Annotated in this window: 18 protein-coding genes and 1 tRNA gene; 12 read left to right on the forward strand and 7 right to left on the reverse strand. The window is 38.2% G+C overall.

From position 1 onward, the window contains the following. Positions 1 to 2: 2 nt before the first annotated feature. A complete protein-coding gene (locus EFY79_RS11470; protein ID WP_123120842.1) occupies positions 3 to 1,070 on the reverse strand; it encodes a COX15/CtaA family protein in 1,068 nt (355 codons plus the stop codon). Positions 1,071 to 1,238: 168 nt separating this feature from the next. Between EFY79_RS11470 and EFY79_RS11475 the strand changes: the two genes are divergently transcribed. Beyond that, positions 1,239 to 1,850 carry a ribonuclease HII gene (locus tag EFY79_RS11475; protein WP_123120843.1) on the forward strand — a complete coding sequence of 204 codons (612 nt, stop codon included), beginning with the start codon at positions 1,239 to 1,241 and terminating at the stop codon, positions 1,848 to 1,850. Between the two features lie 76 nt (positions 1,851 to 1,926). On the opposite strand, the gene EFY79_RS11480 is transcribed toward EFY79_RS11475, so the two are convergent. Continuing rightward, the gene (locus tag EFY79_RS11480) at positions 1,927 to 2,535 is read right to left on the reverse strand and encodes an L-threonylcarbamoyladenylate synthase (protein ID WP_123120844.1); all 609 of its coding nucleotides are present in this window, start codon (positions 2,533 to 2,535) and stop codon (positions 1,927 to 1,929) included. Positions 2,536 to 2,665: 130 nt separating this feature from the next. On the opposite strand from EFY79_RS11480, the gene EFY79_RS11485 reads away from it, so the two are divergent. The 5 genes from EFY79_RS11485 (at position 2,666) to EFY79_RS11505 (ending at position 7,206) form a co-directional block, all read left to right on the forward strand. Beyond that, the gene (locus EFY79_RS11485) at positions 2,666 to 3,589 is read left to right on the forward strand and encodes a PfkB family carbohydrate kinase (RefSeq protein WP_123120845.1); all 924 of its coding nucleotides are present in this window, start codon (positions 2,666 to 2,668) and stop codon (positions 3,587 to 3,589) included. A gap of 25 nt (positions 3,590 to 3,614) precedes the next feature. Next, positions 3,615 to 3,905, forward strand: a complete 291-nt coding sequence (locus EFY79_RS11490) for a hypothetical protein (protein ID WP_123120846.1) — start codon at positions 3,615 to 3,617, stop codon at positions 3,903 to 3,905. A 191-nt stretch (positions 3,906 to 4,096) separates the two neighbouring features. Then, on the forward strand, positions 4,097 to 4,750 hold the full coding sequence (locus EFY79_RS11495; protein ID WP_233577985.1) for a ribonuclease III family protein: 654 nt from the start codon (positions 4,097 to 4,099) through the stop codon (positions 4,748 to 4,750). Beyond that, entirely contained in the window at positions 4,747 to 5,787 is a 1,041-nt protein-coding gene (locus EFY79_RS11500) for an NAD(P)H-dependent glycerol-3-phosphate dehydrogenase (RefSeq protein WP_123120848.1), read from the forward strand. The genes EFY79_RS11495 and EFY79_RS11500 overlap by 4 nt, the downstream gene beginning before the upstream one ends. Before the next feature lie 63 nt (positions 5,788 to 5,850). Further along, positions 5,851 to 7,206 (forward strand): hypothetical protein, encoded by a 1,356-nt coding sequence (locus EFY79_RS11505; protein WP_233577986.1) that lies wholly within the window; start codon positions 5,851 to 5,853, stop codon positions 7,204 to 7,206. Positions 7,207 to 7,257: 51 nt separating this feature from the next. On the opposite strand, the gene EFY79_RS11510 is transcribed toward EFY79_RS11505, so the two are convergent. After that, positions 7,258 to 7,929: an HAD family hydrolase gene (locus EFY79_RS11510; RefSeq protein WP_158605202.1), complete on the reverse strand. Its 672-nt coding sequence runs from the start codon at positions 7,927 to 7,929 to the stop codon at positions 7,258 to 7,260. Between the two features lie 94 nt (positions 7,930 to 8,023). On the opposite strand from EFY79_RS11510, the gene EFY79_RS11515 reads away from it, so the two are divergent. The 3 genes from EFY79_RS11515 (at position 8,024) to EFY79_RS11525 (ending at position 11,331) form a co-directional block, all read left to right on the forward strand. Further along, entirely contained in the window at positions 8,024 to 8,614 is a 591-nt protein-coding gene (locus EFY79_RS11515; RefSeq protein ID WP_123120851.1) for a glutathione peroxidase, read from the forward strand. A gap of 55 nt (positions 8,615 to 8,669) precedes the next feature. After that, positions 8,670 to 9,911, forward strand: coding sequence for a DNA polymerase III subunit (locus tag EFY79_RS11520; RefSeq protein ID WP_123120852.1), 1,242 nt, complete (start codon positions 8,670 to 8,672; stop codon positions 9,909 to 9,911). Between the two features lie 175 nt (positions 9,912 to 10,086). Further along, positions 10,087 to 11,331, forward strand: a complete 1,245-nt coding sequence (locus EFY79_RS11525; RefSeq protein WP_123120853.1) for a PSP1 domain-containing protein — start codon at positions 10,087 to 10,089, stop codon at positions 11,329 to 11,331. A 51-nt stretch (positions 11,332 to 11,382) separates the two neighbouring features. On the opposite strand, the gene nadD is transcribed toward EFY79_RS11525, so the two are convergent. Together nadD and EFY79_RS11535 are read right to left on the reverse strand one after the other, a co-directional pair. Next, positions 11,383 to 11,955, reverse strand: coding sequence for a nicotinate (nicotinamide) nucleotide adenylyltransferase (gene nadD / locus EFY79_RS11530; RefSeq protein ID WP_123120854.1), 573 nt, complete (start codon positions 11,953 to 11,955; stop codon positions 11,383 to 11,385). Between the two features lie 12 nt (positions 11,956 to 11,967). Next, on the reverse strand, positions 11,968 to 12,195 hold the full coding sequence (locus EFY79_RS11535) for a FeoA family protein (RefSeq protein WP_123120855.1): 228 nt from the start codon (positions 12,193 to 12,195) through the stop codon (positions 11,968 to 11,970). A 43-nt stretch (positions 12,196 to 12,238) separates the two neighbouring features. On the opposite strand from EFY79_RS11535, the gene ybeY reads away from it, so the two are divergent. The 3 genes from ybeY to EFY79_RS11550 all read left to right on the forward strand — a co-directional run bounded on the left by ybeY (position 12,239) and on the right by EFY79_RS11550 (position 15,153). Beyond that, on the forward strand, positions 12,239 to 12,658 hold the full coding sequence (gene ybeY / locus EFY79_RS11540; RefSeq protein ID WP_123120856.1) for an rRNA maturation RNase YbeY: 420 nt from the start codon (positions 12,239 to 12,241) through the stop codon (positions 12,656 to 12,658). Positions 12,659 to 12,739: 81 nt separating this feature from the next. After that, on the forward strand, positions 12,740 to 14,602 hold the full coding sequence (gene mnmG, locus EFY79_RS11545) for a tRNA uridine-5-carboxymethylaminomethyl(34) synthesis enzyme MnmG (RefSeq protein ID WP_123120857.1): 1,863 nt from the start codon (positions 12,740 to 12,742) through the stop codon (positions 14,600 to 14,602). A 35-nt stretch (positions 14,603 to 14,637) separates the two neighbouring features. Continuing rightward, entirely contained in the window at positions 14,638 to 15,153 is a 516-nt protein-coding gene (locus EFY79_RS11550) for a cupin domain-containing protein (protein ID WP_123120858.1), read from the forward strand. 2 nt (positions 15,154 to 15,155) lie between these two features. Here the strand turns inward: EFY79_RS11550 and EFY79_RS11555 are convergent, their stop codons facing one another. Next, the gene (locus EFY79_RS11555) at positions 15,156 to 16,181 is read right to left on the reverse strand and encodes an acyltransferase family protein (protein WP_123120859.1); all 1,026 of its coding nucleotides are present in this window, start codon (positions 16,179 to 16,181) and stop codon (positions 15,156 to 15,158) included. A gap of 360 nt (positions 16,182 to 16,541) precedes the next feature. After that, positions 16,542 to 16,614 (reverse strand) — tRNA-Phe (locus EFY79_RS11560). Positions 16,615 to 16,666: the final 52 nt, after the last annotated feature.

Here is a 16,666-nt window from a genome sequence, read left to right on the forward strand (position 1 = left end):
CCTTAAAAAAAGTTTTGTTCTACGATAGCCGGCCTGAGGATGTACATCATAAAGACTATTGACATTAAAAAAATAATGGCTACGAATTGGTGAGCAACGCCAAACCAAACCAAATTATCGCCGTAGGGTGAGGTAAGTACGGTTCCAATGCCCAGCAGCACCTGCAACGAAACCAGAAACATAGGTAGAAATTTTGTTCTGGAGAATAACGCGCTTCCCCTGAACTTTCTTGCATATACTGTCCAGATAACTACCAGTACCAAAAGCGTATAGGCAAATCCACGATGAATAAACTGCACCATAATCCTGTTATCTAAAAAATTTTTCCACCCCGGCGATAGTCTGTTTATAGAATCCGGCAGCCATTGCCCGTTAATAGTAGGCCACGTGGGCGCGGATGTTGCAGCATGCAAGCCTGCCATAAATGCACCATATATTAATTGAAAAAAAAGAACAATCAAAATGACCCAGGTAATATTGCGAAGCTGCCAGTTATAATTTTTCATCGCAGACGGAACAGAGATGCTTAAGGCAAACCAAAAAGTATAACACAACAATACCAGGGCTGCCATAAAATGGGTGGCTAATTTTACATGATCCACAAAGAGGCGATCTGGCACGAGGCCGCTGGCCACCATTATCCAGCCAATGGCCCCCTGTATCATTCCCAGTAAAAACAAAATCACAAACGGGATGATCATGTCTTTTTTAAATTGTTTTTTAATGAGGAAATAAAAAAATCCTACCAGGAATACCAGGCCCATTAATCGCGCCCAGTTGCGGTGCAACCATTCCCAGAAAAATATTCTTTTAAAATCGCTTAAAGAAAAATCCGCGTGGATGTGGCGGAATTGGTCAGTGCTTTTATATTTTGAAAATTCGGTAACCCAATCAGCGTGATTCAGTGGCGGAAGCGCACCTGTTATCGGATTCCATTCAGTGATGCTCAACCCGGATTCTGTAAGCCGGGTAATGCCGCCCAATACAATTTGAATTACCAGCATGCCTACGCCGATATAAAGCCATATAGCAATATTCCTGTTTGTTTTTTTCAATATGATCTCAGCCATCGATTCTGGTTTTGTGATTTTGGATTTCTCTTATAAATAAAATAGACCCTTCAAAGGTAGCCATGAGCGGCATAGCTTTCCTATTTAGATGCTTTTAAAATTACATGTTGAAAACTTAATGAATGCTTAATTAAAAGTGATCGCTACTTTTGAACAAATTTTTCTGATTTGCTGCTTCCTTTTTTTCATAATAAATTTCTTGAAGCCGGTGTGGATGAGGTAGGCAGGGGATGCTATGCCGGGCCTGTATATGCGGCCGCTGTCATTCTTCCGAAATCTTTTTATCATCCCTTATTAAATGATTCAAAAGAGCTTACCAGGGAACAGCGAAATGAATTAAGGCCTGTGATTGAACAAGAATGTTATGCATTTTCTGTAGCAAGTGTTTCAAATACGGAGATTGATCGTATTAATATATTACAGGCCTCTTTTAAGGCGATGCATCTTGCTTTGAATAAGCTGAAACGCACGCCTGAATTGCTTTTGGTAGATGGAAACCGGTTTAAAAGATATAAACAATTGCCCCATCAATGCATTATAAAAGGCGACGGCATCTACGCCTCCATTGCCGCGGCAAGCGTGTTGGCAAAATGCTACCGTGATGAGTATATGGAAAATCTTCATGAAAAATATACCATGTATTACTGGAACAAAAATAAAGGCTATGGTACGCGCGAACACAGGACTGCTATAGAAGCACACGGATTATGCCGGTATCACCGCAAAAGCTTTAATATCTGGCCGGTCTTTGAAAGTGAAGAAGTATTGTGCATGGATTAAAATAAAAAAATGGTTATTTGTTTGTCTGCTGTAAGTTGCTGATGGAATCGGCTTTGCTCCCCTGTTCAACAACCAATTATGCGGCCCATTCTCCCAAACCTTCACGAAGTACCATCCAATCGTCGGTAGTGCAATCTATAATAGTAGATGGAATAATCCCCCCGGGGCCTCCGTCAATTACAATATCTACCAGGTTTCCAAAGGTTGCATAAATTATTTCGGGATCTGTAAGCTCTTCCACCATTTCGCCCGGAAGGGATGCGCTAAGAATCGGATTGTCAAGCTGCTGAAGAATAGTTTGGCAAATAACGTTATTGGGCACACGTAAACCAATAGTTTCTTTTTTACTTTTCAAAATTTTTGGCACTTGCTTGCTGGCCGGCAAAATAAAAGTATAAGGGCCGGGAAGATACATTTTCAGCATCCTGTACAGTGGTGTATCAATACTTTTCGTATAATCACTGAGGTGGCTTAGATCGCGGCAGATAAACGAAAGCTGCGATTTTTTCGGATCAATTTTTTTAATCCGGCAAATTCTTTCCACCGCTTTAGGATGATGAATGTCGCATCCCAGTCCATAGATGGTGTCTGTAGGGTAAATAATTATTCCCCCATCTTTCAAACATTCAGTAACCTGCTTCACAATTCTGGCCTGGGGATTTACAGGATGAATAGATAATAGCATAAAAAAAGATTTAAAACAAAGATAATTTTTATTTTATCGCTCATTTAATACCGGTATAAACACTTGCTCCTTTATGAAATACAGCAATCGGCTATAATCTTTTACTTTTGCACCGATTTAAAAAACTCTTATGGCAATTATCACTCTTGGCACTATGGCATTTGACGCTATTGAAACACCTTTTGGCAAAATTGATAAAATTGTGGGCGGGTCGGCCACTTATGTAGCGTATGCTGCCAGCCATTTAACTAACCCGGTTCAGCAGATTTCGATCGTAGGAAATGATTTTCCGGAAGAAGAAATGAACGAATTAAAAAGCCGCGGCGTAGATCTTTCCGGCGTAGAGGTGGTTCCCGATCAAAAATCTTTTTTCTGGAGCGGCAAATATCATCTCGACATGAATTCACGGGATACATTGGTTACCGATCTGAATGTGCTTGCCAATTTTAATCCCAAAGTGCCTGAACAATACCAGGATGCAAAATATTTAATGTTAGGAAACCTGATGCCCAGCCTGCAATTGAGCGTGATTGAGCAATTGCGCACCAGGCCGGAGCTGGTAGTACTCGATACAATGAACTTTTGGATGGAAACCGCGATGGCTGATTTGAAAAAAGTTTTGCAAAAAGTAGATGTTTTATTAATAAACGACAGTGAAGCGCGCCAGCTCAGCGGGGAATACTCTATTGTAAAAAGCGCCAAATCCATTTTAAAAATGGGCCCTAGATTTCTTATCATAAAAAAAGGAGAGCACGGGGCTTTATTGTTTCATCAAAACGAAGTTTTTTTCGCGCCTGCTTTGCCGCTTGAAGAAGTATTTGACCCTACAGGCGCCGGCGATGCATTTGCCGGAGGTTTTATCGGGCATATTGATCATACCAAAAATATCAGTTTCGAAAATATGAAAACTGCCATCATTGTAGGTTCGGCCATGGCAAGTTTTTGTGTGGAAGCTTTTGGGCCACAGCGTTTAAAAGAAATTTCCAGGAAGGATATTGAGTTAAGGTTAGAAGAATTTGTGCAACTGGTAAATTTTGATATTTCCCTTGTTTGATTAAATATAAAATTAATTTCAGGCAATGCTTGACCTAATTGTACTCTATTTTCTTACAAAAGAAATCGGCAGGATCGCCTTAAGAAAAGGACTTAAGCCAATCCGGTGGAAAATTTATACCGTTGTCTCATGGCTCGTTTCCGAGATAATAGGATTAATTTTTGGGCTCATGATTTTTAAGCCCGATAATATTTTTTCAATTATCATGGTGGCGCTAACTTTTGCGGTCACAAGTTATTTTATTATCAAGGCCCAGCTAAACCGGCTGCCTGATAACAATTTTGATGATGACATCAATAATTTGGGAAGCTCTTAATATTTGCCGTTCTATTTATCGAAAGAACCCGATTTAAGGGAACGCTGCCAGGCCAATCCGTTCAAAAAAGGCAGAAGATATAATGATATAGATTTTATTTTCATTATTTTTAGCCATAAAATTTAATTTCTCTTGTGTGGTTGTTGAAAAACATCTTTCTTTCCAGGAATAAACGGAATTTTCGGAAACAATTGCGTAACGTTTTGGGCTTTTCTCCCCGCCGGTTAAACCTATATCAAACCGCACTTAGTCACCGCTCAGTGCGCGAAGGTTCGGATGAGAATAACGAACGCCTCGAATACCTTGGAGATGCTGTTATCAGCGCCATAGTAGCTGATTATCTTTTTATGAGATACCCCTATAAAGATGAAGGTTTTTTGACGGAGATGAGAAGCAAAATGGTGAACCGCAATCAGCTTAATGAAATTGCGGTAAAAATCGGCTTAAAAAAAATTACCCTCTTTAATCATTTCGACCATTCGCTGAAAATATCACAAATTTTTGGAAATACATTGGAAGCCCTTGCCGGAGCCATTTATATCGATAAGGGATATGCTCAAACAAAAAAATGGGTAACCCAAAGAATCATAGCACCTCACTTATTTATGCAGGATTTAGAAAACCTGGATATCAATCAAAAGAATAAATTATATGGCTGGGCAAATAAGCACGGCAAGGTTCTTGAGTTCGAAACTCTTGATGAAAGCCTAGAAAACGGCCGCAGGTTATTCACGATTGGCGCAATGGTAGATGGCGTGCTGGTTGCCGAAGCCAAAGCATTCAATAAGAAAGATGCGAGCCAGATTGCGGCTCAGATAGCCATTGAAAAATTGCACCTGTCATGAAATTTGGAATCATAGGAAGCGGTAGTTGGGGCACGGCCATTGCCAAAATATTGACGGATAATAAAAACCAGATTAACTGGTGGATAAGAAGTGATTCCAATATAAATAGTTTTAAAAAACGCCGTTATAATCCACATTATTTAAGCAATACTTTATTCGATACAGGCCTTTTAAATTTTTCCAGCAGCGCCGGAGAAGTGATTGAAAAAAGCGATGTGGTGGTGATTGTGATTCCTTCCTCTTTTGTAGCTGACATTTTAAATGCCCTTCCTGCGGATATTTTCAACGGGAAAAAGATTTTATCAGCAGTAAAAGGAGTTTTACCCGAGAAAAATATTTTGCTGAATGAATATCTTAAACGTCATTTTGATGTTGAATTAAATAATTATTTTACCGTGCTGGGGCCATGCCACGCTGAAGAAATAGCCGCTGAAAAACTATCCTATCTTACTTTTACCGGCATAGACGAAAAGGCCACTAAAGAAATTTCTTTTTATTTTAAAACGCCTTATTTAAATCCTGTTTGCAATTCAGATATCTATGGCGTGCAATATGCTGCGGTGCTTAAGAATATTTATGCCATCGGAGCCGGAATTGCACATGGGCTTGAATATGGCGATAACTTTTTGAGTGTGCTTATTGCTAACAGCGCCGATGAGATGGCAGGCTTCTTAAGAAAATCAGGAATCGAAAACGTTGTCGTTGGGTCAATCGAACATCACGGGTCACCGGAAAACCAACAAATACGAACCAACTATGCAGCTTCAGTATATTTGGGGGATTTGCTGGTAACCTGTTATTCACTCTTTAGCCGAAACCGTACTTTTGGCAACATGATTGGAAAAGGCTATTCGGTGCAAACTGCCCAGCTTGAAATGAGTATGGTGGCCGAAGGGTATAATGCCAGTAAGTGCATGTTTCTTATCAATAAAAAAGTGAAAGCTGAAATGCCAATTGCAGAAACCATCTATAAAATCCTGTGGAATGGATTGACACCAGCCGATGGTTTTGAAATAATAGAAAATGTGCTGGTTTAAATAATTATCTGGAAATACTAATCAATAAGCAGTTTGAAATCGGCCATTACCATATGTATTCTTTTGATTTTTTTTTCATGCACAAAAGACGGATTTATTACAAGTCCGGATGCTTCTGTGTCCACCAGTTCAGATACCTTGTTTTTTGATACCGTTTTCACGAATGTTGGTTCAATAACACAATCTTTTAAAGTTTTCAATAGCAATAACCAGAAGCTGAAAATTTCAAGTATCAGGCTTACAGGAGGGCCTTCTTCCGCCTTTAAAATAAATATCGACGGCGTAGCATCTCCACAAATCAATGATATCGAAATCAATAAAAATGACAGTATTTATATTTTTGTTCAGGTAAATGTTGATCCCACTTCTTCCACGCTTCCCTTCATTTTGAGAGACAGCATTCAGATAAATTATAATGGAAATAATAAATGGGTGCAACTGCAGGCCTACGGCCAGAACGCAATTTTTTATAAAAATAAAATCATTGATAAAAACACAACCTGGACCAATACATTACCATACGTCATTTTAGGAGGAATACAGGTGGATACAGGAAAAACGCTGCAAATAGAGGCGGGAACAAAAATTTATTTACATGCTGATGCGCCATTTTTAGTAGACGGAACTTTAATAGTGCGCGGCACAAAAAATGAACCGGTGATATTTGCGGGAGACAGGCTGGATGCGGATTACAAAGATTTGCCCGCAGGCTGGCCCGGGATTTATTTCCGCAATACCAGTGAAAATAATTCAATGATGCATTCTATTATCAAAAATGCTTACCAGGGCCTCATTGTTCAAAATCTTCCTGCTGCTTCCAATCCAAAGCTTCAAATATCACGGTGTATTATTAATAATATTTACGATGCAGGAATTGTTGGAATCAATTCTAACATCGAGGCAGACAACTGCCTTGTATATAATTGCGGGAAAAATATCAGCCTGCAATATGGGGGCCATTATCGGTTCACCAATTGCACGGTGGCCTCCTTTGGAAACCTTTATATTTCTCATGTGGATCCGGTTTTAAGCATTTATAATTATTTGCCGGAAACAACGGGCAGCGCAACTTCGCCCCTCAATGCAGTGTTTCAAAATTGTATTTTTTGGGGCGAAGGAGGGTCTGTTGATAACGAGATTGTTTTGAAAGAGGAAGGCTCGTCCAGCTTTGAGACGATTTTTGACCACTGTTTATACAAGGCAAAGGATGAAATCCCTAACGCCACTTTTATTTCTTCCATAAAAAACGAATCACCACTATTTGACAGCATTAATATTTCAAAAAATATTTATGATTTTCATTTTAAGAATCATCCTGCCTCACCGGCCGTAGACGCAGGCGTGGCGTCTCCATTTATTTATGATTTGGAGGATAAAAAACGGGATGCAAAGCCTGACATCGGTTGCTACGAGCGCTGATTTACCAAACAAAAAATCTTGCTTTTTGTTTGTTTACTATATAGAATACTTTTAAAAATTAAAATCATCCAAGGTCATATCGGCGATGGAAAGTTCTTCTTTTGTTTGAGTAGTGGCTACGGCAATTACCTTCATTCCCGCTGCTTTTGCTGAATTAATTCCTACCACAGCATCTTCAAAAACCAAACAATTTTTTGGTGAAATATTAAGCAGTGAAGCGACTTTTAAATAGATTTCCGGGTGAGGTTTTCCATTAATAATATGAGACGAATTCACAATCACTTTAAAGTAGTCCTTGATAGGAATATGTTCAAACATAAAATCAATATTTGGCTGAATGCCGGATGTGGCAATCGCCATAGGAATATTTTTTTTGTGCAAAATTTCCAGGAAATACAGTAAACCATTAACCGGCTGTATGAATGGCTTATAAATCTGGCGGTACAGCGCCTCTTTTTCCAACGTGTACCTGGTAGATTCTTCTTCACTCATTTTTCTTCCATAAATGTATTCTATCGCGTCTTTATTAGTTCGCCCGTTAATGTAGGCGTTGAATTCCTCCGGTGAAATTACTTTTTCGATATTTTTTAAATACGCTTCCCACGTTTTGCGGTGAAACGAGTTATTGTCCAATAAGGTTCCGTCAAGGTCGAAAATAACAGCTTTCGTATCGAACTTACCGAGAACAAAGTCTATCTTTTCATCAATACTTTTCTTTTCCATTAGGCTAATTATTTCAAAGGTCCAAAATTCGTGCATTTGCCATTAAATGTTTACCAAAGCTTTTTTATCTGAATCCTTATCTTTATAAAAAAAAATGAAAAAGATATTTCTGGCAGCACTTCCATTATTATTATTTTCTTTTGTAATTCCATCCTCCACCGCTCCTACCATGAAAGCGGCATCTATTTATCAGTTTAAAGTACCCGGATTACTTGGTGGAACGATAGATTTTTCAAAATTCAAAGGAAAGAAAATCCTGGTTGTAAACACAGCTTCCAAATGTGGTAATACGCCCCAGTATGACGATCTTGAAAGTTTGTACAAACAATATAAAGACCAATTGGTAATTGTGGGTTTTCCTGCCAATAATTTTGGCGGCCAGGAACCCGGGACAAATGATGAAATCGCGGCCTTTTGCAAAAAAAACTATGGCGTTACTTTTCCAATGGCCGCAAAGGTTTCTGTTAAAGGCGATGACATGGCGCCCCTTTATAAATTTATAGTTGCCGATGCAGAAAAAAAGGGCTTTTCAGATCCCATCAAATGGAACTTTACCAAGTTTTTGTTTGACGAAAATGGCAATTTCCTTACAGTTTTTTTTAACGGAGATCGGCTGATTCCCAACAACCCGAATGCGAAAGGAAAAGCTGCCTATGAAAAGTTATTGGCTTATCTGAACCACTGATTTACCGACTTATTAAATAAAAAGCCCTCTCGCGGGAGGCTTCCTTATATATTTCATGCAATTCAATCAAATACCCGGGGAAGAAACAATAAAGGAAAGATTAAAAGATTTGGTGCGGAAAAACCGGCTATCCCATGCGCTATTATTTTTAGGAAGAGAGGGCAGCGGTGCTTTGCCCATGGCTATTTCTTTTGCCCAATATGTATTGTGCGAAAGAGTAAACGGCCCGCAAACAAACAAAAATGAAAGCTCTTTATTTGGCAATGAGAGCCGGGAAGAAGAAATCTCTGAATTTCTTAATGATAGTTGCGGCGAGTGCAATTCCTGCAAAAAAGTTAATCATTTAATACACCCCGATCTTCATTTTTCGTATCCTGTATTAAAAAAAGATGCGCGGCACGAAAGAGTATTAAGCACTGATTTTATAGCTGAATGGCGTGAATTTGTTCATCAATTTCCTTATAATAATGTTACCGACTGGCTTGATTTTTTAAAGGAGCATTCCAGCGCCAAAATTGAAAACGCTGTTAACAAACAAGGAAACATTTCAGTATTTGAATGCGATGATATTTCCCATAAATTAAGTTTAAAATCTTTTGAAAGCAGTTATAAGATTTTGATAATGTGGATGCCGGAATATCTGGGAAAAGAAGGAAATAAATTACTGAAACTTATTGAGGAGCCACCAAAAAATACGCTTTTTATTTTAGTGGCTGAGGATGAACATTCAATTCTGCCCACAATTCTCTCCCGGACACAGGTTATAAAAATTCCATCCTTCCCGGATGAGTCGGTGGCAAATATTTTGATAAAAAATTACGAGGTTGATAGTGAAAAAGCCGTGCAACTTGCTGCAATTGCTGCCGGAAATTTTAGAGAAGCACTACTGTTATTAAAAAATTCCGAACACGATTTTCAATCGCAGGTAAGAGAGTGGCTTAACATCATAATGAAAAATAATGTGAGCTTGCTTCTGAAGTGGATTGATGAGATTAACAAATTGGGAAGGGAAAAACAAAAGGGATTTTTAAAATTTTTTGTTCATTTACTGGAGCAGGCAATCAAAACTTCTTATATAACAGAAAATGGTGCCCTCAATATTTCTGACAGCCACCATGATTTTTCATCGCGAATAAATAAATTCTGCACTTTTGAAGCCAAAATAGCCATGGTGGAAGAACTTGAAAAGGCAATTTATTTTATTGAAAGAAATGCAAACGCGAAAATGCTTTTCCATTCGTTGTCAATTCGCTTTTTTCACATTATTAAAGATAATTCGGTAATTTTGGTTAATTGACAGAAAATACTTAATGGCCGTATAAAAAGCCAGCTTACGATATATAATTTCTAAACATAATGCGCATTTAGCTACTTACCCGTTTTTAAAACGGCTTTAATATTTACTTTTAAAAAGTGCTAAATCTGCCCTTAAGTAGTTCTGAGAATTTTTTTTAATCCTTTTAATTTATAATATGGGATGTACGAGTTGTGGAACCGGAAAACCAAATGGGTGCAAAAGTAATGGAGGATGCAGTTCAGGCGGATGTAATCGGCTAAATGTATACGATTGGTTAGCGGATCTTCCGATAGATAATCCGGAAGATTATTGCAAAATTGTTGAAGTTTCTTTCAACCAGGGAAGCAGGAAGGACTATTACAAAAACACCACCGGTAATTATTTTTCAAAAGGAGATATTGTGGCCGTAGAAGGAATAAGTGGCTTTGATGTGGGGACGGTGAATCTCTCAGGAGAATTGGTCCGGTTTCAGTTAAAGAAAAAAAGACTTGATGAATACACTTCTGAATTCAAAAAGATTTTGCGATTAGCTACAGATAACGACATTGCAAAATGGAAAGAAACCAAACTTCGTGAACGGCAGGTTTTAATTCGAAGCCGTGCGATTGCCCGACAATTGAATTTAAACCTAAAAATGTCAGAAGTAGAAATTCAGGCAGATGCGCGCAAAGCAACTTTCTATTATATAGCCGATGAAAGGGTAGACTTCAGAGAATTAATCCGTTTATATGCCAATGAATTTAAGGTGAAGGTTGAAATGAAACAAATTGGCGCCCGCCAGGAGGCCGGAAAGGTAGGAGGAATCGGGAGTTGTGGACGCGAGCTTTGTTGCAGCACATGGCTTACAGATTTTAAAAGTGTTAATACAAATGCTGCTCGTTATCAGAATCTTAGTATAAATCAAACGAAATTAAGCGGTCAGTGCGGAAGGTTAAAATGTTGTCTAAATTATGAGCTTGACACCTATTTAGATGCCTTGCAGTATTTTCCTGAGGATGCCGATGTAATTGAAGTAGCCAAGGGAAAAGCCTTTTTAGTAAAAAAAGATATATTCAGGAATCTGATGTGGTATAGTATGTCGGATAGCACTAAATATTATCCCCTGTCGATCGAAACGGTAAAAGACATAAAGGCTCAAAATCAGCGAGGAATAAAACCCGCAGCCCTGCAAACAGTTGAAATTGTAAGTGATAAACCCAAGGATGTAGAACCTGAATTTGTGGATGTTGTAGGCCAAATCAGTTTAAAATCTCTGGAAAAAAATAACAATAAAAGAAAGTCACCTCCCAAAAAAAATAGAGAGAACAACCAAAATTCTCCCAGGGGGTCTGCAAATCAAAAACACAGGCATAAGCCAACTAATAACCGGCGAAATAATAACAATCAGAATAACAGAGACAAAAATCCGCCTAAAAGCTAGTAGGCGATTGTTGATTTAAAAATAAAATTCAAAAAATTCATTTGTCCACTGCTAATCATAGTATTGATGGATATCAATTTGCTCTTTAACGATTTCAGGCACCATATATCTAATTGATTTTTTTTCCCTAATCATTTCTCTTATCTGCGAGCTGGATATTTGCAATAGGGGCGCTTTTATTACTGTTCTTTTTTCGCTAAGCATTTCTTTTTTCACTTCAAATCCGGGCCTTTTATATATCAAAAAAGCAAAATTATTCCATAGGTAATCAGAATTTTTCCATTTTCTTACGTTGAGGAAGCTATCACTTCCTAATATGATTGTGAACCTGTAATCCGGATGTTTTTCAGAGAGATATAATAAAGTTTCAGCAGTATATGAGGGCTTCGGAAGTTTAAATTCGATATTAGAGGTGCGTAATTTCTTTTCGCCTTCGATTGACAGATCTATCAGGTGCTTCCGATGGTTTTCATTTATAAGGGTTTCCTGCCGTTTATAAGGGCTTTGCGGAGAAACTACGAACCAGATTCTATCTAAATCAGTATAGTTTGCAATGTGGTTAGCGATAATAAGATGCCCATTATGTACAGGATTGAATGATCCGAAATATAACCCTATGTTCATTTCTAATTTTTCTCAATTATTAATAACGTCAACCAATATCTGTGCGGCTTCATCCAAACGGAGACTTAATGAATATCCCGAAACGAGAATGTAAATGGGGTCACCTAGTGGTGCCTTTTTCCATACCATTACTTCTTCTTCTGGCAGGCATCCCATTTCCATCAGTTTCAGAACAATTTCATGATTCTCAAAAGACTTAATTTTTACTTTTGTCCCGGCTTTAACTTCTGATAATTTCATTTTAGAAAATTCTCGGTTTTAATTTATTCAAATTTCATTCATCTTGGGCTCAATTGTATTCAATTATCACAACACGACTCCACTTTTACAAAATAAGCTATTAGTAAAATCAGCTATTGCACGAATTTTTGCCGAAGAAAAGGTGGCCTTTAGATCTCTCTCCCTTATTTTTTGCACTGATGAATTTCTATTAAAATTAAACCAGGAATATCTTAACCATGATACGTTAACGGATATTTTAACTTTTAACTTAGAAGCTTCTTCTCTTCCCATTGTTGGCGAAATATATATAAGCGTGGAACGGGTAGAAGAAAATTCCGTCAATTTAGGTGTTCCACTGATTCAAGAATTGTATAGAGTCATGATTCACGGGGTATTGCATTTGTGTGGCTATAAGGATCACACGCCGGCACAAAAGGCGCTTATGAGAAAGAAAGAAGATTATTACCTGACTTTCGTGTGATGTTCCACGTGAAACATTCCGCACGCTCGTTTCACGTGAAACAGTTTAAATCAAATTTTTTCAATTTGTTACTTTTGCAGAATGTTTCAAGAATATGATGTGATAGTAGTAGGAGCGGGCCATGCCGGATGCGAGGCTGCGGCTGCGTCGGCAAATCTGGGTAGTAAAACGTTGCTCATTACGATGAATATGCAAAACATGGCGCAGATGAGCTGTAATCCTGCAATGGGAGGGATTGCAAAAGGTCAGATTGTGAGAGAAATCGACGCTTTGGGGGGCTATTCCGGAATTGTTTCGGATTTGAGCATGATTCAATTTCGAATGCTCAACAAAAGCAAGGGGCCAGCTATGTGGAGTCCGCGCACCCAAAATGACAGAATGCTCTTTTCTCATACATGGAGAACCCTTCTTGAAAAAACCCCAAATCTGGATTTTTACCAGGATTCGGTAGTAGGTCTTTTAAAAGAAGGGAATCTCATTAGAGGAGTAAAAACCGCACGTGGGCATTCTATAAACGCGCGTTCCGTAGTACTAACAAATGGAACATTCTTAAACGGAATTATTCATATTGGCGAAAAGCAATCAAAAGGTGGCAGAATTGCAGAATCTTCATCGTATGGAATTACAGAACAATTAGTAGAATGGGGATTTGAAAGCTCACGATTAAAAACCGGTACCCCACCGCGCATTGATGGCCGTAGTATTGATTATTCCAAAATGCAGGAACAAAAAGGAGATGGAGAGGTTACTGGCTTCTCTTTTTTGTACACACAAAAGCCTGAGAATCAAAGAAGTTGTTGGATAACTTATACTAATCCGGAAGTGCACGAAATATTAAAATCGGGCTTTAGCGAAAGCCCCATGTTTCAGGGTAGAATAAAAGGCACCGGCCCGAGATACTGCCCAAGTATAGAAGATAAAATAAACCGGTTTGCGGAACGGGAAAGACACCAGCTTTTCGTAGAACCAGAAGGTTTTGAGACGGTGGAAGTATATTTAAATGGGTTTTCTTCCTCTCTTTCCGAAGAGGTTCAATACAAAGCGCTGAAAAAGATAGCCGGATTAGAGAACTGTAAGATGTTCAGGCCGGGCTACGCTATTGAATATGACTATTTCCCACCCATGCAATTAAAAAGCTCGCTGGAAACTAAATTGATGGAAAATCTTTTTTTTGCAGGGCAGATAAATGGAACAACAGGTTATGAAGAAGCGGCTTGCCAAGGCATAGTTGCCGGTATAAATGCTCATCAGAAAATAAACCGGCAGGAAGCTTTTGTTTTAAAAAGAAATGAGGCGTACATCGGCGTGCTAATTGATGATCTAATTAACAAGGGAACGGACGAACCATATAGAATGTTTACCAGTCGGGCAGAATACCGCACGCTGCTCCGCCAGGATAACGCAGACATCAGGCTGACCGAAAAAAGCTTCCGTACCGGATTAGCTTCCGAGGAAAGAATGAGCGCTGTAATAAAAAAGAAAAACGAAATCAGGAAAATTATTGAAATTCTCGATTCGGTAAAACTGGAGCCGGCTGAAATTAATAATTACCTCGAAATGAATTCTTCAGCGCTTACGGCGGAAAAAGTGAAGGTATCTCAACTCCTGTTACGACCGCAAGTCAGTCTAAAAGATCTGATGGATAGTGTTCCAGGTGTTAGAATGCGGCTGTCTGATTTTTCCGCGGAAGCATTGCAACAAGCTGAAATTCAAACAAAATACCAGGTCTATATCCAAAAGGAGGAGGACATGGTGAAAAAATTGAGTATGCTGGAAGAACAAAAAATTCCAAGTTCTTTCAATTATGAAAAAGTGGCCTCGTTATCAAATGAAGCGCGACAAAAATTCCAAAAAATTAAACCGCTAACTCTTGGCCAGGCAAGTAGAATCAGTGGCGTAAATCCCAGCGATGTTCAAATCCTGATGGTCTATATGGGCTGCTGATTTTCGTGTATGCATAACCGTTATATCTTGTAATTATGAATTTAAATTTTGAACCGCAATTGGAAAAAAAAGAAGTTTTTCAAGAAGTAAAAACTTTTCTGAGCTCAAATGGATTTAATATAGTTAACTCTGATCAATTCAGGCCATGGGGCGGCTTTTTTGTTATTGATGAAACGCAATCGCAAAAGTTTATAGATTTTTTCTTCAAAGATGTGGACGATTCAAAGAAACAAAGTAGTGGAAAAGTGAGTCCGAAAATTCTAATTGTGGAAAAAGCTAAAAGATTGAGCTGGCAATATCATTACCGCCGTTCTGAATTATGGAAAGTAATCGGAGGTAGAGTGGGCGTGATTCAAAGTGAAACCGACAGGGAAACAGCCACTCAAACAAAAAGCCTGAACGAGATAATTACGCTTCAACAGGGAGAGCGGCATAGACTGATTGGGCTGGATTCGTGGGGAATTGTGGCCGAAATCTGGAAGCACACTGATTCTAATAATCCCAGCGATGAAGATGATATTGTAAGACTACAGGACGATTTTGGCCGATAACACTATTTTATTCTTTTCTTCAACTTTAAAAAAGGGCTTTCTATAAAATTCCATGACAGCACTGCCAATGGAAGGACTATTGCTACAGTAATAAAAAAAAGAATATAAGGACTGATAATTCCCTTTGATACTAATATTTGCTGTACCGGAAACGAGAATACGTAGGTGCCATAAGTAAAATCGCCATATTTTGCGGCATAATTTAGCCTGCCCTGTATGTTTGCTATAGCATTTACTAAAAGAGGAAATGCAATAAAATATAAAACATCTGCATAGGGAAATAAAACTCCAACGATAAGGCAAATAAAACCAAGACAGATGTAAATGAGCTGGCTTTTCTTGAACTTAATCTTCCGAAGGTAAAGAGCCGCAGAATTCAAAAATAAAAGCGCATAAAAAAAAGCCCTTCCTGAAAGATAAGGTATCATTTCTCCTGAAAAAAAATACCGGTTAACGACATAAAGAACATTTACCAATCCGATCAAAAAGGCCAGGTAATTTGATTTATCTTTCTTGTACAGAAAAACTAAAGTCATCAGCAAATACAGCCTTTCTTCAACAATTAACGTCCATAACGAGCCATTAACCCCTTTATCATGTAAGTGCGTAAATACGCCTGGCAAATAAAATTGGACGCCAAACAGAGGCATGATATTTCTGAAATATGCATAGGTATTTCCATCGGAAAAATATTTTATTAAAGAAAGTTCGGTAAAAATCGGGCCGATGAGAAATATTGTAAAAAAACACGTAACTATTAAAAGAGGTTGAATACGCAATAGCCTTTTCCACAAATAATTTAGTACCGTGGGCGACCTGACAGTGCTTTTTGCAATTAAATAGCCGCTGATGCAAAAAAAAATACTAAGCCCAATAAGTGAAAAATCAACCCGCGTGTTTGTAATTTGGTTTAATGGTTCTTCATTTTGTTTGGCAAGAAGAGCAAACGAATGATAAAAAATAATACAAAAAGCAGCAAAGATTCTTAAGAAATCATAATTATTGCTAAATCGTTCTTTTACACGCATTTAAAAATTTTTCATCGAATTCATTGGAATTAACGAATTAAAAATATGGATATTTTATAAAAAGTTAAGCCAACAGGTTTTTCCTTTGCATTAATATTCCTGTGCAAATAGTGCCCAAGATGAGCAATTAACTTTAGGCCTAATCATTCTAATTGTAGTAAGCAAACAAATAAACCTTTTTTATTCTATCAAGAGAGACAATAATTAGGCAATCCTAAAACCGAACTTCCTTTTTAAATCCCGTTTGCTGCCATCATCTCCTATTTTCTTTTAGCTGCATAAATTTTTCTTTTTCCGAATTTATGCTGTAAGCGCTAAGCATAAAATCAAAAGCCACTCGTTTTTTACAAGTGGCTTTTGTGGTGTGGGGCGGGATCGAACCGCCGACACAAGGATTTTCAGTCCTTTGCTCTACCGACTGAGCTACCGCACCAGTGGGCGGCAAAAATAGAATTATTCATTTAAAATAAAAATTCATTTTTAAT

This window comes from Hanamia caeni (genome assembly GCF_003721595.1).
In the GTDB taxonomy this organism is placed as follows: Bacteria; Bacteroidota; Bacteroidia; order Chitinophagales; family Chitinophagaceae; genus Ginsengibacter; species Ginsengibacter caeni.